Annotated in this window: 19 protein-coding genes, 1 pseudogene and 1 other annotated feature; of the genes and pseudogenes, 14 read left to right on the top strand and 6 right to left on the bottom strand. The window is 60.6% G+C overall.

What is annotated here, in order from left to right; all coding sequences use genetic code 11:
• Positions 1–53: 53 nt before the first annotated feature.
• Both AVT10_RS06815 and AVT10_RS06810 read right to left on the bottom strand, forming a co-directional pair.
• The gene (locus tag AVT10_RS06815) at positions 54–389 is read right to left on the bottom strand and encodes a hypothetical protein (protein WP_066689546.1); all 336 of its coding nucleotides are present in this window, start codon (positions 387–389) and stop codon (positions 54–56) included.
• Between the two features lie 22 nt (positions 390–411).
• The gene (locus AVT10_RS06810; RefSeq protein WP_066689545.1) at positions 412–774 is read right to left on the bottom strand and encodes a hypothetical protein; all 363 of its coding nucleotides are present in this window, start codon (positions 772–774) and stop codon (positions 412–414) included.
• 83 nt (positions 775–857) lie between these two features.
• Between AVT10_RS06810 and AVT10_RS17725 the strand changes: the two genes are divergently transcribed.
• On the top strand, positions 858–1097 hold the full coding sequence (locus AVT10_RS17725; protein WP_332307283.1) for a helix-turn-helix domain-containing protein: 240 nt from the start codon (positions 858–860) through the stop codon (positions 1095–1097).
• Between the two features lie 49 nt (positions 1098–1146).
• Here AVT10_RS17725 and AVT10_RS18150 read toward each other — a convergent pair whose 3' ends face one another.
• Both AVT10_RS18150 and AVT10_RS17720 read right to left on the bottom strand, forming a co-directional pair.
• Complete coding sequence (locus tag AVT10_RS18150; protein WP_232307909.1) at positions 1147–1917, bottom strand: HEPN domain-containing protein; 771 nt, start codon at positions 1915–1917, stop codon at positions 1147–1149.
• Positions 1904–3220 (bottom strand): DUF262 domain-containing protein, encoded by a 1317-nt coding sequence (locus AVT10_RS17720; RefSeq protein ID WP_084401437.1) that lies wholly within the window; start codon positions 3218–3220, stop codon positions 1904–1906. The genes AVT10_RS18150 and AVT10_RS17720 overlap by 14 nt, the downstream gene beginning before the upstream one ends.
• Positions 3221–3392: 172 nt before the next feature.
• On the opposite strand from AVT10_RS17720, the pseudogene AVT10_RS17715 reads away from it, so the two are divergent.
• The 7 genes and pseudogenes from AVT10_RS17715 to AVT10_RS06775 all read left to right on the top strand — a co-directional run.
• A pseudogene (locus AVT10_RS17715) lies at positions 3393–3671 on the top strand (cation:dicarboxylate symporter family transporter); the annotation flags it as partial.
• Between the two features lie 527 nt (positions 3672–4198).
• Positions 4199–4531, top strand: coding sequence for an ArsR/SmtB family transcription factor (locus AVT10_RS06800; RefSeq protein WP_066689543.1), 333 nt, complete (start codon positions 4199–4201; stop codon positions 4529–4531).
• Between the two features lie 11 nt (positions 4532–4542).
• Entirely contained in the window at positions 4543–4971 is a 429-nt protein-coding gene (gene arsC, locus AVT10_RS06795; protein WP_066689542.1) for an arsenate reductase (glutaredoxin), read from the top strand.
• Positions 4971–6257 (top strand): arsenic transporter, encoded by a 1287-nt coding sequence (locus AVT10_RS06790; RefSeq protein ID WP_066689541.1) that lies wholly within the window; start codon positions 4971–4973, stop codon positions 6255–6257. Before arsC ends, AVT10_RS06790 begins: the two co-directional genes overlap by 1 nt.
• The gene (gene arsH, locus AVT10_RS06785; RefSeq protein ID WP_066689540.1) at positions 6257–7003 is read left to right on the top strand and encodes an arsenical resistance protein ArsH; all 747 of its coding nucleotides are present in this window, start codon (positions 6257–6259) and stop codon (positions 7001–7003) included. Before AVT10_RS06790 ends, arsH begins: the two co-directional genes overlap by 1 nt.
• Before the next feature lie 93 nt (positions 7004–7096).
• Positions 7097–7151 (top strand) — a sequence feature (sul1 is cis-regulatory element that is thought to sense ions involved in sulfur or methionine metabolism; They are found in Alphaproteobacteria).
• 86 nt (positions 7152–7237) lie between these two features.
• Positions 7238–8722 carry a SulP family inorganic anion transporter gene (locus AVT10_RS06780; RefSeq protein WP_066689539.1) on the top strand — a complete coding sequence of 495 codons (1485 nt, stop codon included), beginning with the start codon at positions 7238–7240 and terminating at the stop codon, positions 8720–8722.
• Positions 8723–8733: 11 nt separating this feature from the next.
• Positions 8734–9576 (top strand): universal stress protein, encoded by an 843-nt coding sequence (locus tag AVT10_RS06775; protein ID WP_066689538.1) that lies wholly within the window; start codon positions 8734–8736, stop codon positions 9574–9576.
• A 43-nt stretch (positions 9577–9619) separates the two neighbouring features.
• On the opposite strand, the gene AVT10_RS18720 is transcribed toward AVT10_RS06775, so the two are convergent.
• Positions 9620–9880 (bottom strand): hypothetical protein, encoded by a 261-nt coding sequence (locus tag AVT10_RS18720; protein WP_232307910.1) that lies wholly within the window; start codon positions 9878–9880, stop codon positions 9620–9622.
• Between AVT10_RS18720 and AVT10_RS18715 the strand changes: the two genes are divergently transcribed.
• Positions 9857–9925, top strand: coding sequence for a hypothetical protein (locus AVT10_RS18715; RefSeq protein ID WP_232307908.1), 69 nt, complete (start codon positions 9857–9859; stop codon positions 9923–9925). The genes AVT10_RS18720 and AVT10_RS18715 overlap by 24 nt on opposite strands.
• Positions 9926–9943: 18 nt before the next feature.
• A complete protein-coding gene (locus tag AVT10_RS06765) occupies positions 9944–10177 on the top strand; it encodes a cold-shock protein (protein WP_066689537.1) in 234 nt (77 codons plus the stop codon).
• A gap of 21 nt (positions 10178–10198) precedes the next feature.
• Here AVT10_RS06765 and AVT10_RS06760 read toward each other — a convergent pair whose 3' ends face one another.
• A complete protein-coding gene (locus AVT10_RS06760) occupies positions 10199–11083 on the bottom strand; it encodes an MBL fold metallo-hydrolase (RefSeq protein WP_066689536.1) in 885 nt (294 codons plus the stop codon).
• Between the two features lie 71 nt (positions 11084–11154).
• Between AVT10_RS06760 and AVT10_RS06755 the strand changes: the two genes are divergently transcribed.
• The 4 genes from AVT10_RS06755 (at position 11155) to AVT10_RS06740 (ending at position 14224) form a co-directional block, all read left to right on the top strand.
• Complete coding sequence (locus tag AVT10_RS06755; RefSeq protein ID WP_066689549.1) at positions 11155–11469, top strand: ArsR/SmtB family transcription factor; 315 nt, start codon at positions 11155–11157, stop codon at positions 11467–11469.
• Between the two features lie 4 nt (positions 11470–11473).
• Complete coding sequence (locus AVT10_RS06750) at positions 11474–11992, top strand: rhodanese family protein (RefSeq protein WP_066689535.1); 519 nt, start codon at positions 11474–11476, stop codon at positions 11990–11992.
• A 7-nt stretch (positions 11993–11999) separates the two neighbouring features.
• The gene (locus AVT10_RS06745) at positions 12000–12779 is read left to right on the top strand and encodes a sulfite exporter TauE/SafE family protein (protein WP_066689534.1); all 780 of its coding nucleotides are present in this window, start codon (positions 12000–12002) and stop codon (positions 12777–12779) included.
• A gap of 203 nt (positions 12780–12982) precedes the next feature.
• Positions 12983–14224: an MFS transporter gene (locus AVT10_RS06740; protein ID WP_066689533.1), complete on the top strand. Its 1242-nt coding sequence runs from the start codon at positions 12983–12985 to the stop codon at positions 14222–14224.
• Positions 14225–14266: the final 42 nt, after the last annotated feature.

The following is a 14266-nucleotide window of genomic DNA, read 5'->3' as shown; positions in this document are numbered from 1 at the left end:
AGTCGATGGACCACTCAGAAGGGGGCAGCTCAGAAGCGCGCCGTTGCTCACGGTCAGTCCATCTTCTGTTCGCTGTACTGAACCAGTCGATCACCGTCGGCGTCCTTGAAGCTGCGGTAGTAGAGCTTCGCTTCCTGTCCGCTGCTGACCAGTACGCGACCCGAGCAATCCAGCTTGTCCGGGGTGTCGACAAGCGTTTGGGGCTCGTAGATTTTGACGATGTTGACCCCGTTTTGTCCGGCGATGCGAATTACGTCGTCGCGGATGCTCTCGCAGGTACGGACTTCGACGGGTTCGGTCGAAGCGAGATTGTCGGCTGGTTCGTCCAGGCCGCAGGCGGACAACAGAATCATCGATGTGATGGGAAGGTAGCGTGTCATGACAATCATAGCTTTTCTCCTGATTGCTGGTTCAGTTCTTCCACTGCGCTTCGGCGAAGGCGCGGCAGGTGGTGAGGCCGACGATGCCGTTGCGACCAGCCGACACACGGATCGTCTGCTCGTTAATCGGTTGGATCTCGCGGCCCCGTTTCCTCGCTTCTTCGTAGGCTCGCGCGGTGGCGATCGATCGGCAGGCCGTAAGCACGGCTTCGGTTTCTGGAATGAACTGGTAGCGGCTGTATCGGACGTCGACGCTGAAGCCGGTCGTGGTGTCGGCAACCTTGATCTTGGCGTCGTTGCCTTTGCCTTCCGCCAGCGGCTTGGAAACGTCGGCGGCGGTGGTGCAGGCGGCGAGCGCGAGCAGCCCCGCCAGAACGGTGTGCTTCGGTGACATGGTGTTCTCCTTCGTTGTTGAACTGGATCGTTCCCGGTTCGCGATGACCGGGCAAGTAAAAATGACACGTCTGGTGGACAGGCATGGACGCGCGAAGGCGGCCACATCCGCGCATGGACGTGGTGAAGCTTCTGGGTGAGAACGTGCGCCGCTATCGAAAGCTGGCGGACATATCGCAGGAGGAACTTTCGCTGCGGACGGGTATCAAACGCAGCTACATAAGCGATTTGGAGCGCGGCACGCGAAACCCAACGGTTCGGGCTCTCGGTCAGTTGGCAAAAGGTCTTCGGATTGAGCCTTCAGCGCTACTTAGTTCGGAATAGTGCACCTTAGTATATAAGGTGCCAGTATTGCCGTAGTATTGTATATCAGCTAGATTGACGCTTCGAATGCAGCGAAAGATCTAGTCAAGTGCTGCGCGAACGCAGTTGCGAATAACCGAAAAAATTCTGTCCATCTCTGGAAGGTGGGCTGCCCGACTCCTACGTTCTGGGCTATAGAATGAATTATACCGTTCCGTAACTCATAAAAGTCATTGAGAATTCTAGTTATTTCTCTAGCTCTGAAATCTCGGTGTGGATTTCCAATGGAATTGTCGAAATCGGTATGTCGACACATGCCAGTATGTACATCAGAAATACTCAGTTTTTTGCATAATTCCAATATCGTCTCATACCGCATATTATTTTCATGTTCACTAATAAGTTTGTAATCGAACTGAGATGTATTTCCGTTAACTGGATAGGCTAATAGATTATTTAAAGTTTGCTGGGCAACGTTTGCCCAATTCGAAGATCCTTTTGGTCGTATACGTGAAAGTTTCGATGCCGCGGACCTCCAATACGAATCGACAAGTTTTTCTCGGAAATTGATTTCCAGATTGTTATAACTAATTACCACTCCTTTGGCATACTCCTCAATCTGTTGGCGAATATACTCTTCAAAATGAGCTGCAAGCAGTACAATACCGGCCGCTGCCATTGTATTCTGGCCACCAGCTATAACTATTGGTAGCAATCGACCCGATATATTGACCGGATTTGCAGGGTCTTGGGCCGATGTTGTCGTGATAATTGCGACCAAGTTATCTAAAATGCCTGTTTGGCGATCAAACTCGGCATTTGCGAAATTAAAATCCTGCATCACGAATCGCACTGCGTAGGAGTTCAGTCATACTAGATATTCTCTGACGTATGTCGGCAGCGGTGTTTGCGCGTCCGCTAAACCGAGAAATCTGTTCTGATGAAGAAAGTGCTTGCCAATAACGGCGTTGGACATGCGCCTTCGCATAGATGAGGCTCTCGGCCTCAGGGTACAGTTCATCGACCGCCGCCATTACTGCGTCGTACATACTCTCGGACGGCGGGCTGTCAAAGGTGAGTCTAAAAGGCTTTCCATCAAACAGCAAAGAGCATAAGCCTAGCGTATTCTCAAAAGCAAATCGATATTGAGAAATTTCTTGTTCTGTATCTGCAACGTGTCGTTCCATACATTTATCTAAGATGGATCGCATCGAACCTTTGATGGCATCTCGTTGCCGGAGAGCAAAAAATCGAAGTACAATTTGGCAATCACCCATTGTTCGATAAAGAGTATTCTTCTTTCGATCTGGGCTCTCGTACTCCTCATCGGAGTAACTATGGTATGCTGGAATGCCCCAAATTTCGGTAAATGTAGGATGCCGAGCAAGATCAATAACTAGTTCGTTAAACATTCCTGAGAATACGGCGTTTCTAATTTCCTGTGGATTAAGATGCTTGCCGCCGGTATTCAGCCTTTCAAAAACAAACCTTTTTAGTTCTAGAACTCTTTCAGAGTGTGCATCTCTCAAGGCGCTGCGAGATTCTTTAAGAAGCACGATCGCTGACAAAGAAGCGCGTTCCAAGGTTCGCTTTGTGCGCGGCGGTAGGTCGGCGTAACGGCGTCCGTTCAACGGAGATAGAATGCTAAGTGATGTCAGCTTCACCTGATTTGCAAAGAATTCTCGGATGGCGAGTAGCCTTTGTTGGCCGTCCATGACTTCGTATCGTGCAAAATCCGCCTCAAACAGAAATATTGGTGGAACTGGTACGTTGAGGAGAAACGATTCTATTAGCAGGGATTTTTGTTTATTTGTCCATCGAGAGCGACGTTGATACTCTGGTCGTAAATTTACTGTTTTCGATTCGTCGACTACGTCTTGAATTTGAGGTAACAAAAAATTGTTTGTCTGGTAAATTGCCCGAAAAGGGGATTCAACAATCGATTTCTCAATCTCGTCGACTGTTTTGAATGATATAACATCAAAGCTTTCCTCTCCTTCATTCAGAGGATCTTCGATGTTGTAGGGGCTGGCTTCTATCACTTTCTGTTCGGGATTGGTCTGGTCGCCTTCCAAGCCGTTATTTGCCAACGGTTTAATTTGGTTTTCGTCACTCATGCCATTCTGTTCCCAATCGTCGGACATGCTGCGTTCCGCGATTTCCTAGCCGTAACCGAATTTCGCGATGCCTTGTAATCGCAGCAATCTGTTTCCTTGCATTTCCGTGGATGGGGTATTTAGCAAGCAGGGCAGGACGTAAAGCTGTTATCTGCCCATGATCAGGGTTCGCCGAGCAAGGCTCGCGAGTCAGCTGGGGTTCGTCGCGCAGTTCTTAGGCCTGCCGCTGCATGGGGGCGACTATGCGCTGATCGTCATGGTGTCGGTGCTGGGATCGGCGGCGACCGCCGGGCTGACCGGGGCGACCGTGATGCTGACACTGACGCTCACCACGCTCGGCCTGCCGCTGGAGGGGGGGGCGGGGCTGTTGCTCGCGATCTACCCGATTCTCGACTTGGGGCGCACCGCCGTCAATGTCGCGGGGCGGATGCTGGTGCCGGTTATCGTGGCGAAGTGCGAGGGGTTGCTGACTTCACCCGCCGATGCCCCGCCAGAGTTGGCCTTAGGGTGGCAGCAGCGATGCGTCGCCATAGGGTGCGGCCCATCAGCGCCGATACCAGCATGTCCGGCGTCATGTCAGCGTTCGTTAGACAATGGGTTGCTGGATACGGAAAGCGACTCGCCAGCCAGTCTGTCGAGCTTTGATTGCCTAACCAAAGCGCCCCAGTCCCAACCCAAACGGCAACGAACGCTAGCGGACTTTCACAAGGCAACGCCTCGCTAAGCTTCGTTATGCATCATAAGGAAGGTGGTGCCCCTCAAAGGCCGAAAATGGGCACTCAGAACATTGGACAATTTCGATATCGCGGCGCTGATGCAACGTCCGATGCTGGATTAATAAATAGCACGCGGTTAGTCGTGAACCCCCGAGGTTCGCATGGTCCCTGTCCATGCCATATGCTGCGGAAGAATGCCGTTACCACAGCATATGGTAGCTACGAGCGTGCGCCGGGCGGGCGAACAAAAGCCTTTTGCAGGATTTAATACATCCATTATGCTGGATGCATGGAAAATGATTCGGCTATCGTTGCGCTTGGGGCGCTGGCGCAGGCAACGCGCCTAGACGTGTTCCGCCTGCTGGTTCGGCACGAACCCGCCGGGATGGCGGCTGGCGAAATCGCCCGTCAGCTCGACGTGCCGCAAAACACCATGTCGGCACATCTCGGCATTCTCGCCCGCGCGGGCCTGGTCCGCTCCGAACGCCATAGCCGGTCAATCATCTATCGCGCCGATCTGGACGGCCTGCGCACGCTGATGCTGTTCCTCGTGAAGGACTGCTGCGCTGGTAACGCGGAACTGTGTGCGCCGCTGATCGCCGAACTCGCCCCCTGCTGCTGAAAGGACGCCCTGTGGCCGTCGATATCGTGATCTATCACAACCCCGAGTGCGGCACTTCCCGCAATGCCCTTGGGCTGATCCGCAATGCCGGCATCGAACCGCATGTCATCGAGTATCTCAAGACGCCGCCCGCGCGCGCGCTTTTGGTCGCGCTGATCGACCGCGCCGGTGTGAAGCCGCGCGATCTCCTGCGCGAGAAGGGTACGCCCTATGCAGAGATGGGCCTGAACGACACGTCGCTGTCCGACGACGCGTTGGTCGATGCGATGTTGGCGCACCCGATCCTCATCAACCGACCGCTGGTCGTCTCGCCGCTCGGTGTGAAGCTGTGCCGCCCTTCCGAAACCGTTCTTGATCTGCTACCGAGCGGCCAGCTCGGCGCGTTCGCCAAGGAAGACGGCGAACAGGTGGTCGATGCGTCGGGCCGGCGCGTCGGCTGATGCTGCTTGCGGCCCTGATCTTCGTCGCGACGATCGCGCTCGTCATCTGGCAGCCTAAGGGCCTCGGCATCGGGTGGAGCGCGATGGGCGGGGCGATCGTCGCGCTGCTCGCGGGCGTCGTCACCCTGTCCGACGTGCCGGTGGTGTGGGGGATCGTCTGGAATGCGACCGCCGCGTTCGTCGCGATCATCGTCATCAGCCTGTTGCTGGATGAAGCCGGGTTCTTCGAATGGGCGGCGCTGCATGTCGCCCGCTGGGGCGCAGGCCATGGTTACCGGCTGTTCGTCCTGATCGTGCTGCTCGGCGCAGGCGTGTCCGCACTGTTCGCCAATGACGGCGCGGCGCTGATCCTGACCCCGATCGTCATCGCCATGCTGCGGGCACTGGGGTTCGAGGACAAGGCGATGCTGGCGTTCGTCATGGCGGCGGGGTTCATCGCCGATACCGCCAGCCTGCCGCTGGTCGTCTCGAACCTCGTCAACATCGTGTCGGCCGACTTCTTCGGGATCGGGTTCGGGGAGTATGCGGCGGTGATGGTGCCGGTCGACCTGGTGTCGATCGCCGCCACGCTGGGCGCGCTGCTGCTCTTCTTCCGCCGCGACATACCGCGGGATTACGATGTGGCCGCGCTGCGCGCGCCCGGTGCCGCGATCCGGGATGCGGCGACCTTCCGCGCCGGATGGATCGTCCTTGCCCTGCTGCTCGCCGGCTTCTTCCTGCTCGAACCGATGGGCGTGCCGGTCAGCGCCGTCGCCGCTGCCGGCGCCATCCTGCTGCTGGTGATCGCCGGGCGCGGCCACGAAATACAGACCGGCAAGGTGCTACGCGGCGCACCGTGGCAGGTCGTGATCTTCTCGCTCGGCATGTACCTGGTCGTCTATGGCCTGCGGAACGCCGGCCTGACCGATTATCTGGCGGCGCTGCTCGATCGCACCGCGCAAGGCGGGGTATGGGGCGCGGCGCTGGGAACGGGCGTGATCGCGGCCGTCCTGTCGTCGGTGATGAACAACATGCCGACCGTGCTGGTGGGGGCGCTGTCGATCGACGCCACCCACGCGACCGGGGCGGTCCGGGACGCGATGATCTACGCCAATGTCATCGGCTGCGACCTCGGCCCCAAGCTGACGCCGATCGGCTCGCTTGCGACGCTGCTGTGGCTGCATGTCCTGGGGCAGAAGGGCGTCAGGATCGGATGGGGCTATTATTTCCGGGTCGGGGTTACGCTCACCGTGCCGGTCCTGCTCATCACCTTGGCGGCGCTCGCGCTGCGAATTGGACTCGCTTGATGCCGCTCCGCAACCTTGCCGACCCCGACCATCTGCCCGCGCTCGATCGGCGCTATGCGCTCGATCGGCCCGCCCTTGGGCTGGGCGCTGGTGATCCGCCGCCCCGCATCCTGCTGCTCTATGGCTCGCTCCGGGAGCGATCCTATTCGCGTCTGTGCGTCGAGGAGGCAGCGCGGCTGCTCCGCTTCTTCGGCTGCGAGACGCGCATCTTTGATCCCGCGACGCTGCCGCTACCCGACCAGTACGTCGGCGACGACCATCCGGCCGTCCATGAATTGCGCGAATTGTCGCTATGGTCGGAGGGGCAGGTGTGGTGCAGCCCCGAGCGCCACGGCCAGATCACCGGCATCATGAAGCTGCAGATCGATCACCTGCCGCTCAGCATGGGCGGGATGCGCCCGACCCAGGGCCGCACGCTGGCGGTCATGCAGGTGTCGGCCGGATCGCAGTCGTTCAACAGCGTCAACAGCCTGCGCGTGCTGGGCCGATGGATGCGGATGGTGACGATCCCCAACCAGTCGTCGGTCGCCAAGGCGTTTGCCGAGTTCGATGACGCCGGCCGGATGAAGCCGTCGAGCTATTACGACCGGATCGTCGACGTGGCGGAGGAACTGGTGCGCTTCACCGTCCTGTTGCGCCCGCATACCGCGCAACTGGTCGATCGCTATTCGGAGCGGAAGGAAGCCGGCGTGCCGATCAACGCCGCCACGGACCTGTCCAGCATCGCGACCTCGCCGCAATCCTGACGGCAACGATCGGCCCGCTGCAACGAGCTGCGCTCGAACAATCCATGTTCGCAGTTGCAATATGGTCCGATCAGTGACTATCTACGGGCCTTCGACGGACCCGAATCGTTTCGGGTGGCTCGGCCCGGCGCCTATCCCCGGGATAACCATAGCGAATTTGGGTCTCGCTCCGAGCATCGTTGATTGAACGCGTCTGACGGCGTGCGCCCCTCGCTATTGCGATCAGGTTTCTACATGACATTTGCTACTTCGCTTCGACGCGAATGGCTCTCGAACCCACGCGCGGACGTGCTTGCGGGCATCGTCGTCGCGCTCGCGCTGATCCCGGAAGCCATCGGCTTCTCAATCATTGCTGGCGTCGATCCAAGCGTCGGGCTGTTTGCCTCTTTCTCCATCGCCGTCATCATTTCGCTCGCGGGCGGTCGCCCCGGCATGATCTCGGCCGCAACCGCCGCAATTGCGGTTCTCGTCCTGCCGCTGATCCGCGATCACGGCGTCCAATACCTCTTCGCCGCCACCATCCTCATGGGGTTGATCCAGGGCGTCGCCGGGTTCCTGAAGCTCGACCTGCTGATGCAGTATGTGTCACGCTCGGTCATCACCGGCTTTGTCAATGCGCTCGCGATCCTGATCTTCATCGCGCAGCTCCCCCAGCTCACGAACGTCGGGTGGGAAACCTACGCGATGGTCGCAGCGGGGCTGGCGATCATCTACCTGTTCCCGTGCATCACCAAGGCGATCCCGTCGCCACTGGTTGCGATCGTGATCCTGACGATCGTGTCGATCTATGCAGGTATCAAGGTCAACACGGTCGACGACATGGGCAAGCTGCCCTCGTCGCTGCCGGCGTTCGGCATCCCGCAGGTGCCGTTCACGCTGGAAACGCTGCGCATCATCTTCCCCTATTCGCTGACGATGGCGGCGGTGGGCCTACTGGAATCGATGATGACCGCGCAGATCGTCGATGATCTGACCGACACTCCGTCCAACAAGCGTCGCGAGATAAAGGGGCAGGGCATCGCCAATTTCCTGACCGGGTTCTTCGGTGGAATGGGCGGCTGCGCGATGATCGGGCAGTCGGTCATCAACGTGAAGTCAGGCGGCTCTACCCGCCTCTCCACCTTCGTCTCGGGCGCATTCCTGCTGTTCCTGATCGTCGTGCTGGGGCCACTGGTTGCCCGCATTCCGATGCCGGCATTGGTCGCAGTGATGATTATGGTGTCGATCGGCACCTTCTCCTGGGGATCGATCAAGAACCTCAAGAGCCATCCGTGGCAGTCGTCGGTCGTCATGCTGGTGACGGTGCTGGTCGTCGTCTCGACGCACGATCTGGCGCAGGGCGTCGTTGCAGGCGTGATCCTTTCGGGTCTGTTCTTCGCCAGCAAGGTCAAGCGTCTGTTCGATGTGGCAACCGAGCTGAGTGCGGATGGAAGGACGCGAACCTACCGCGTCTCGGGTCAGGTGTTCTTCGCCTCGTCCGAGCGGTTCGCTGATGCCTTCGACTTCAAGGAGGTGCTGGACAATGTGGTCATCGACCTGACCGCCGCGCATTTCTGGGACATTTCGGCGGTGGGGAGCCTCGACAAGGCGATCCTCAAGTTTCGCCGCGAAGGCACCCATGTCGAGGTCATCGGCCTTAATCAGGCAAGCGCGACGATGATCGATCGCTTCGCCGTCCATGACAAGCCCGGCGCCGAAGCAGCGCTGGGCGCCCACTGAGGAGAGGGCTTATGAATCGCATATTGGCCTGTATCGACGCATCCACCTACGCAACCAGCGTCGTCGATCTGGCGGCCTGGGCCGCGACCCGGCTTGGGGCTGATGTCGAGCTGCTGCATGTCGTCCAGCGGAAGGATGCCGTGGCATCGCGCAACGATCATAGCGGCGCGATCGGCCTCGGCGTCAAAAGCGATCTGCTGGAGGAGCTGACCCGCCTTGAGGAAGCGGCGGGGCGTCTCGCCATCGAGGAAGGGCGCATCCTGCTGGACGCAGGCGGTGCCCGCCTGAAGGAGCAGGGCATCACGGTCGCGTCGATGCACCTGCATGGCGGGATCGTGGAAACGATCGTCGAGCGTGAAGCTGATGCCGCGCTGGTCATTATCGGCAAGCGCGGTGCCTCGGGCGAGTTCGCGACCGACCATATCGGCTCGAAGGTCGAACGGGTGGTGCGCGCCAGTGACAAGCCGGTGCTGATCACCTCGCGTGAGGCAAAGGCACCTGACGCCGTAGTGATCGCGTTCGACAACAGCCCTGCTGCCTGTCGGGCCGTGCGTCATGTCGCAACGTCGCCGCTGTTCGGCGGCTTGCCCGTGCACCTCGTCATGGCGGGACCGGACGATGCCAGGCATCGCGATCAGCTCGGCGCGGCAGCGGCTTCGCTTCCGGCCTGCGCCGAAACCGTCCTGCGCGATGGCAAGGTTGATGCCGTCATCGGCGATCACATGGCCGCGCATCCCGGCGCAATGCTGGTGATGGGTGCTTATGGTCACTCTCCGCTCCGCACGCTCATCGTCGGCAGTACGACAACGACGATGGTCCGCACCGTCCGCGCGCCGGTCTTGCTGGTACGCTGACATGACCGGGTGCGCGCCGGACTTGGAAGCGCGGCGTCGGCAATTACTGGCGCTGCGCGATCAGCTCGTTGCTGACGATGCGGTAGCCGAGGACATGCGCGCGCCGGTCACGCTCGATCAGGAAAGCGTCGGCCGCCTGTCGCGGATCGACGCCATGCAGGTGCAGGCAATGGCTCTGGCGGCGCAGCGGCACCGCCAGGCCGAGCGCAACCGCATCGATGCCGCGCTGAAGTGGATCGATAGTGGCGACTATGGCTGGTGCGTCCGGTGCGGAGAGGAAATCGAGGCCAAGCGCCTCGATCATGCGCCTGCGACGGCCATGTGCCTCACCTGCGCCAAGGAGGGCTAAGCCCGAAAGGAAGGCGTCATGCCGACCGGAACGATCAAATATCTCGACCGTGGTGGAGCCTGGGGCTTCATCTCCCGTGACGACAAACAGCCCAAGGTCTTCGTCCACGTCCGTGCAGCGGAGCGCGCCGGCTTCACCGAGCTGCGGCGCGGGCAGCGATGGCGTTTCGATTTGGTCGAGCGTCCCAAGGGAGGTTTCGAAGCCGACAACCTGGAAATCCTGTTAGACGACCCGCTACCGCCGGGACGATAGCCCACCGGCAAAGCCGGTAGCTCATCGATCGCCGTCTTGATGCTTCTTCCAATTCACGGGGATACGCAGGTAGGTGACGCCGTTCGCCTCGGCCTCGTCAAAATGGCCCGCGCGGATGTTGACTTGGATCGAGGGCAACAGGAGCTTGGGCACGGACAGTCCGGCGTCGCGCTTCTCGCGCATGGCGACGAACGCGTCTTCGCTTACGCCGTCATGGACGTGAACGTTCGACCAGCGCTGCTCGCCCACGGTCGTCTCCCAGCGATAGTCGTCGCGACCCGGCGCCTTGTAGTCGTGGCAGAGGAACAGCCGCGTCGCGTCGGGCAGCGCCAGCAACCGCCGGATCGAACGATAGAGCGTACGCGCGTGGCCACCGGGAAAGTCGGCACGGGCAGTGCCATAGTCGGGCATGAACAGCGTATCGCCGACGAACGCCGCATCACCGATCCGATAGGCGACATCGGCGGGGGTGTGGCCGGGGACGTGCAGCACCTCGACCTCCAGCGCGCCGATCGTGAACCGATCGCCGTCCTCGAACAGGCGGTCGAAGTCCGATCCGTCCGCCTTCAGGCCATCCATCGCGAACACGGGGCGGAAGATTTTTTGCACGTCGCGGATATGCGTGCCGATCCCGATCCATGCGCTGGTATGCGCCTTGATGAAGGGGGCGGCCGACAAATGATCGGCATGGGCGTGGGTCTCCAGCACCATAGCGATCCGCCAGTCCTGCTCGCGGGCGAAGGCGACGATGCGCTCGGCCGAGCGCGTATCGGCGACGCCACTCGCCATGTCGAAGTCGAGCACTGGATCGATCACTGCCGCTGTTCGCGTCGCAGGATCGCCGACAAGGTAGCTGATCGTGTTCGTCGGCTCGTCGAAAAATGCCTCGATGAAGGGCCGGGTCATGATTTCCTCCGTTAGCTCTTGCTAATATATTAGAGGGATCTACATAAGCAACACCTAATGGAGTGGCGGTGATGCTCAAACCCCCGATGGATCTGGCAACGTTCGAGGCGAAGGCCGGCCAGGTCGCCGACACGCTGAAGGCGATCGGTAATGCGCGACGGTTGATGCTGCTGTGCAAGCTGGTCGAGCATGGCGAGGTGACGGTCGGCGATCTGGCGCGCGATGTGGGGCTGTCGCAATCGGCCTGCTCGCAGCATCTGGCCAAGATGCGTGACGAAGGCCTCGTCACCTATCGGCGCGAGAGCCAGACGCTCTGGTACGCCATTGCCGACCCGCGCGTCGAAACGCTGCTCGCCACCCTCTATCAGCTCTATTGCAAGGATTGATGCGATGACGCTTGCGACCCTTTCCCCCGCCGACACTCGCACCGCGATCGATGCCGGTGCGCGCCTGATCGACATTCGCGGTGCCGACGAACATGCGCGGGAGCGCATCCCCGGTGCGATCAACGTGCCGCTCGATCGGATCGGCGATCTGCCGCGCGACGGCCGTCCGGTCGTCTTCCACTGCAAGTCGGGGATGCGCACCGCCGCTAATGCCGCGAAACTCGGCGCGGCAATGGGTAGCGCACCGGCCTATATCCTCGAAGGCGGCATCGATGCGTGGCGGCAGGCGGGACAGCCTACGCTTGCCGATCGATCGCAACCGCTGGAGATCATGCGGCAGGTGCAGATCACTGCCGGCGCGCTGGTGCTGACCGGCGTGCTGCTCGGCACGTTCGTCGCCCCCGGCTTCTTCGGGCTGTCGGCGTTCGTGGGGGCAGGGCTGATGTTCGCCGGCGTGACGGGATGGTGCGGCATGGCAAACCTGCTGCGCGTTATGCCGTGGAACCGGCGCGCGGCCGCCTGAGGCAATCATGGACACCGCCACCATCCTTGCCGCGCTCGCATCGGGCGGCGTGATTGGCTTGATCCTCGGTCTTGTCGGCGGGGGCGGGTCGATCCTCGCCGTGCCGCTGCTGATCTATGTCGTCGGCGTGGGATCGCCGCATGCCGCGATCGGGACGGCCGCTGTCGCCGTCACGGTGAATGCGCTCGCCAGCCTGATCGGCCATGCGCGGGCGGGCCGGGTGAAGTGGCGGTGCGCCGGTGTCTTCGCCATCTCGGGGATGATAGGCGCGGCGCTGGGTGCCGAACTGGGCAAGGCGTTCGACGGCAAGCGGCTGCTCGTCCTGTTCGGGCTGGTGATGATCGGGGTCGGCCTGTCGATGCTGCGCAAGCGCCGCACGGCGGACGCGCCTGCCGTGCGCCTGACCCGCGACAGTGCGGCGACGTTGCTACCGCGTCTGGTGCCGATCGGGCTGGGCGTCGGGCTTGCCGCCGGCTTCTTCGGGATCGGGGGAGGGTTCCTGATCGTGCCAGGGCTGATCCTGGCGACGGCGATGCCGCTGCCCTTCGCCATCGGCACGTCGCTGGTCGTCGTCAGCGCGCTGGGGCTGACCACCGCCACCTCCTACGCCCTGTCGGGTTTGGTCGACTGGGGCGTGACGGCATTGCTGGTCATGGGTGGCGTCGTTGGAACGGTCGGCGGCATCGCGACGGGTCGCTTGCTCGCCGCGCGCAAGGGCCTGCTCGAGCGGTCGTTCGGCATCGTCGTGGCCAGCATCGGTTTCTACGTGACCGCTTCGCCGATCTGAACGCCGCCGGCTGCCCCGCCACGTATCAGTAATGGGCAACATATCCACGCCTTCTGCGGTCGCGGATTTCCAGCGGCGGCCAGGGTGGATTTCCCAAGGCGTCCGCTATGCCCCCGCCGTTTCATTGCCGGATGGACATGCACTAACGTATGAAAGCCCGAGCGTGCGATGGAACAGGCAGTGACCCGTCTCATTTTGTGAGGATGATCTCTTCGCTAGCGTCCGTCCGCAGTCTGCTGTTTGCGATTTTCGTTCTGATGCTCGGCTCTGGATTCCTGACCACCTTGATAAGCATACGCTTGCAGGTGAATGGAACGGTCCCGATTGTTATCGGCTTGATCGCAACAAGCTACTTTGCAGGCTTGGCCACCGGGGCGATGCACGTTGGCAAATTGGTGGAGCGGGTCGGGCATATCCGGACGTTCGCGGTCGTAGTGGCGGTGTTGTCCGCCAGTACTTTGTCGTACACATTCTCAGAACATGCTTTGCTATGGATGCTGCTGCGTTTTATCGACGGCTTCTGTGTCGCCGGTGTTTATGTCTGCCTCGAGAGCTGGCTCAACGATCGGGCCGAAGGTCCGTCACGCGGAGGCGTTCTCGCCGGATACATGATTGCCTTGTATTTAGGCCAAGGCATCGGCCAGCAGATACTGAATGTGACCGGATCTACGCCGACAACACCATTCATACTGGCTTCTCTTCTCATCTCGCTTGCCGTTCTTCCGGTGGCTTTGACCCGAATGAACGGCCCGACCTTGCCCAGCACGGTATCACTGTCGATCTGGCGCCTGTACGCCACCTCGCCGCTGGCGATCGTCGGGGTTGCGGCCACTGGCGTCATACTTGGTGCATTTTACGGCCTTGGTCCGGTGTATGCAGGGGCGTCGGGCCTGTCCGTATCGGATACCGCCGGATTCATGACCGCGGTGATCCTGGGAGGCGTTGCCTTGCAGTGGCCGCTGGGACGCCTGTCCGACCGCTTCGATCGACGTACGGTGATTGTTGCGACCACGGCGGGAGCTGCCATCAGCGCCCTTGTTTTATCCCTGACAGTCCCGACAGGCCTCGGCCTTGCGTTGGGCACATTGTTCGGTGGTGCAAGCTTTGCACTATATCCGCTCTGTGTAGCGCATGCCAACGATCAGCTTGCGCCAGCAGAGCGCGTCAGCGCCACTGGCGGACTGGTCTTGGTCTATTCCCTTGGCGCGGCGGTTGGCCCGCTGGTGGTGTCGGCCGCGATGACTGTTCTCGGGCCGCAGGGGTTGTTTCAGGTCGTCGCCATTCTGGCGGTAAGCGTATTCGGCTTCGGCATGTGGCGCCGCTGGGTGGGAGACGCGGTGCCTGCTGAGATGCAGCAAGCTTATCAACCACTGCCCCGAACCACAGCAGTTGCGACGAAGTTGGTAACAATCGTCCCTGCTGAAGACGATACCGGCCAAGACTGACGATCCCCTTGCTCATAGCCGCAAGGATTTTGTCGGTGCGGC

This window comes from Sphingomonas hankookensis (assembly GCF_001619955.1).
Classification (GTDB): Bacteria; Pseudomonadota; Alphaproteobacteria; order Sphingomonadales; family Sphingomonadaceae; genus Sphingomonas; species Sphingomonas hankookensis_A.
The sequence above is the reverse complement of the archived record's forward strand: the minus strand, read 5'-3'. Positions and strand labels throughout refer to the sequence as shown.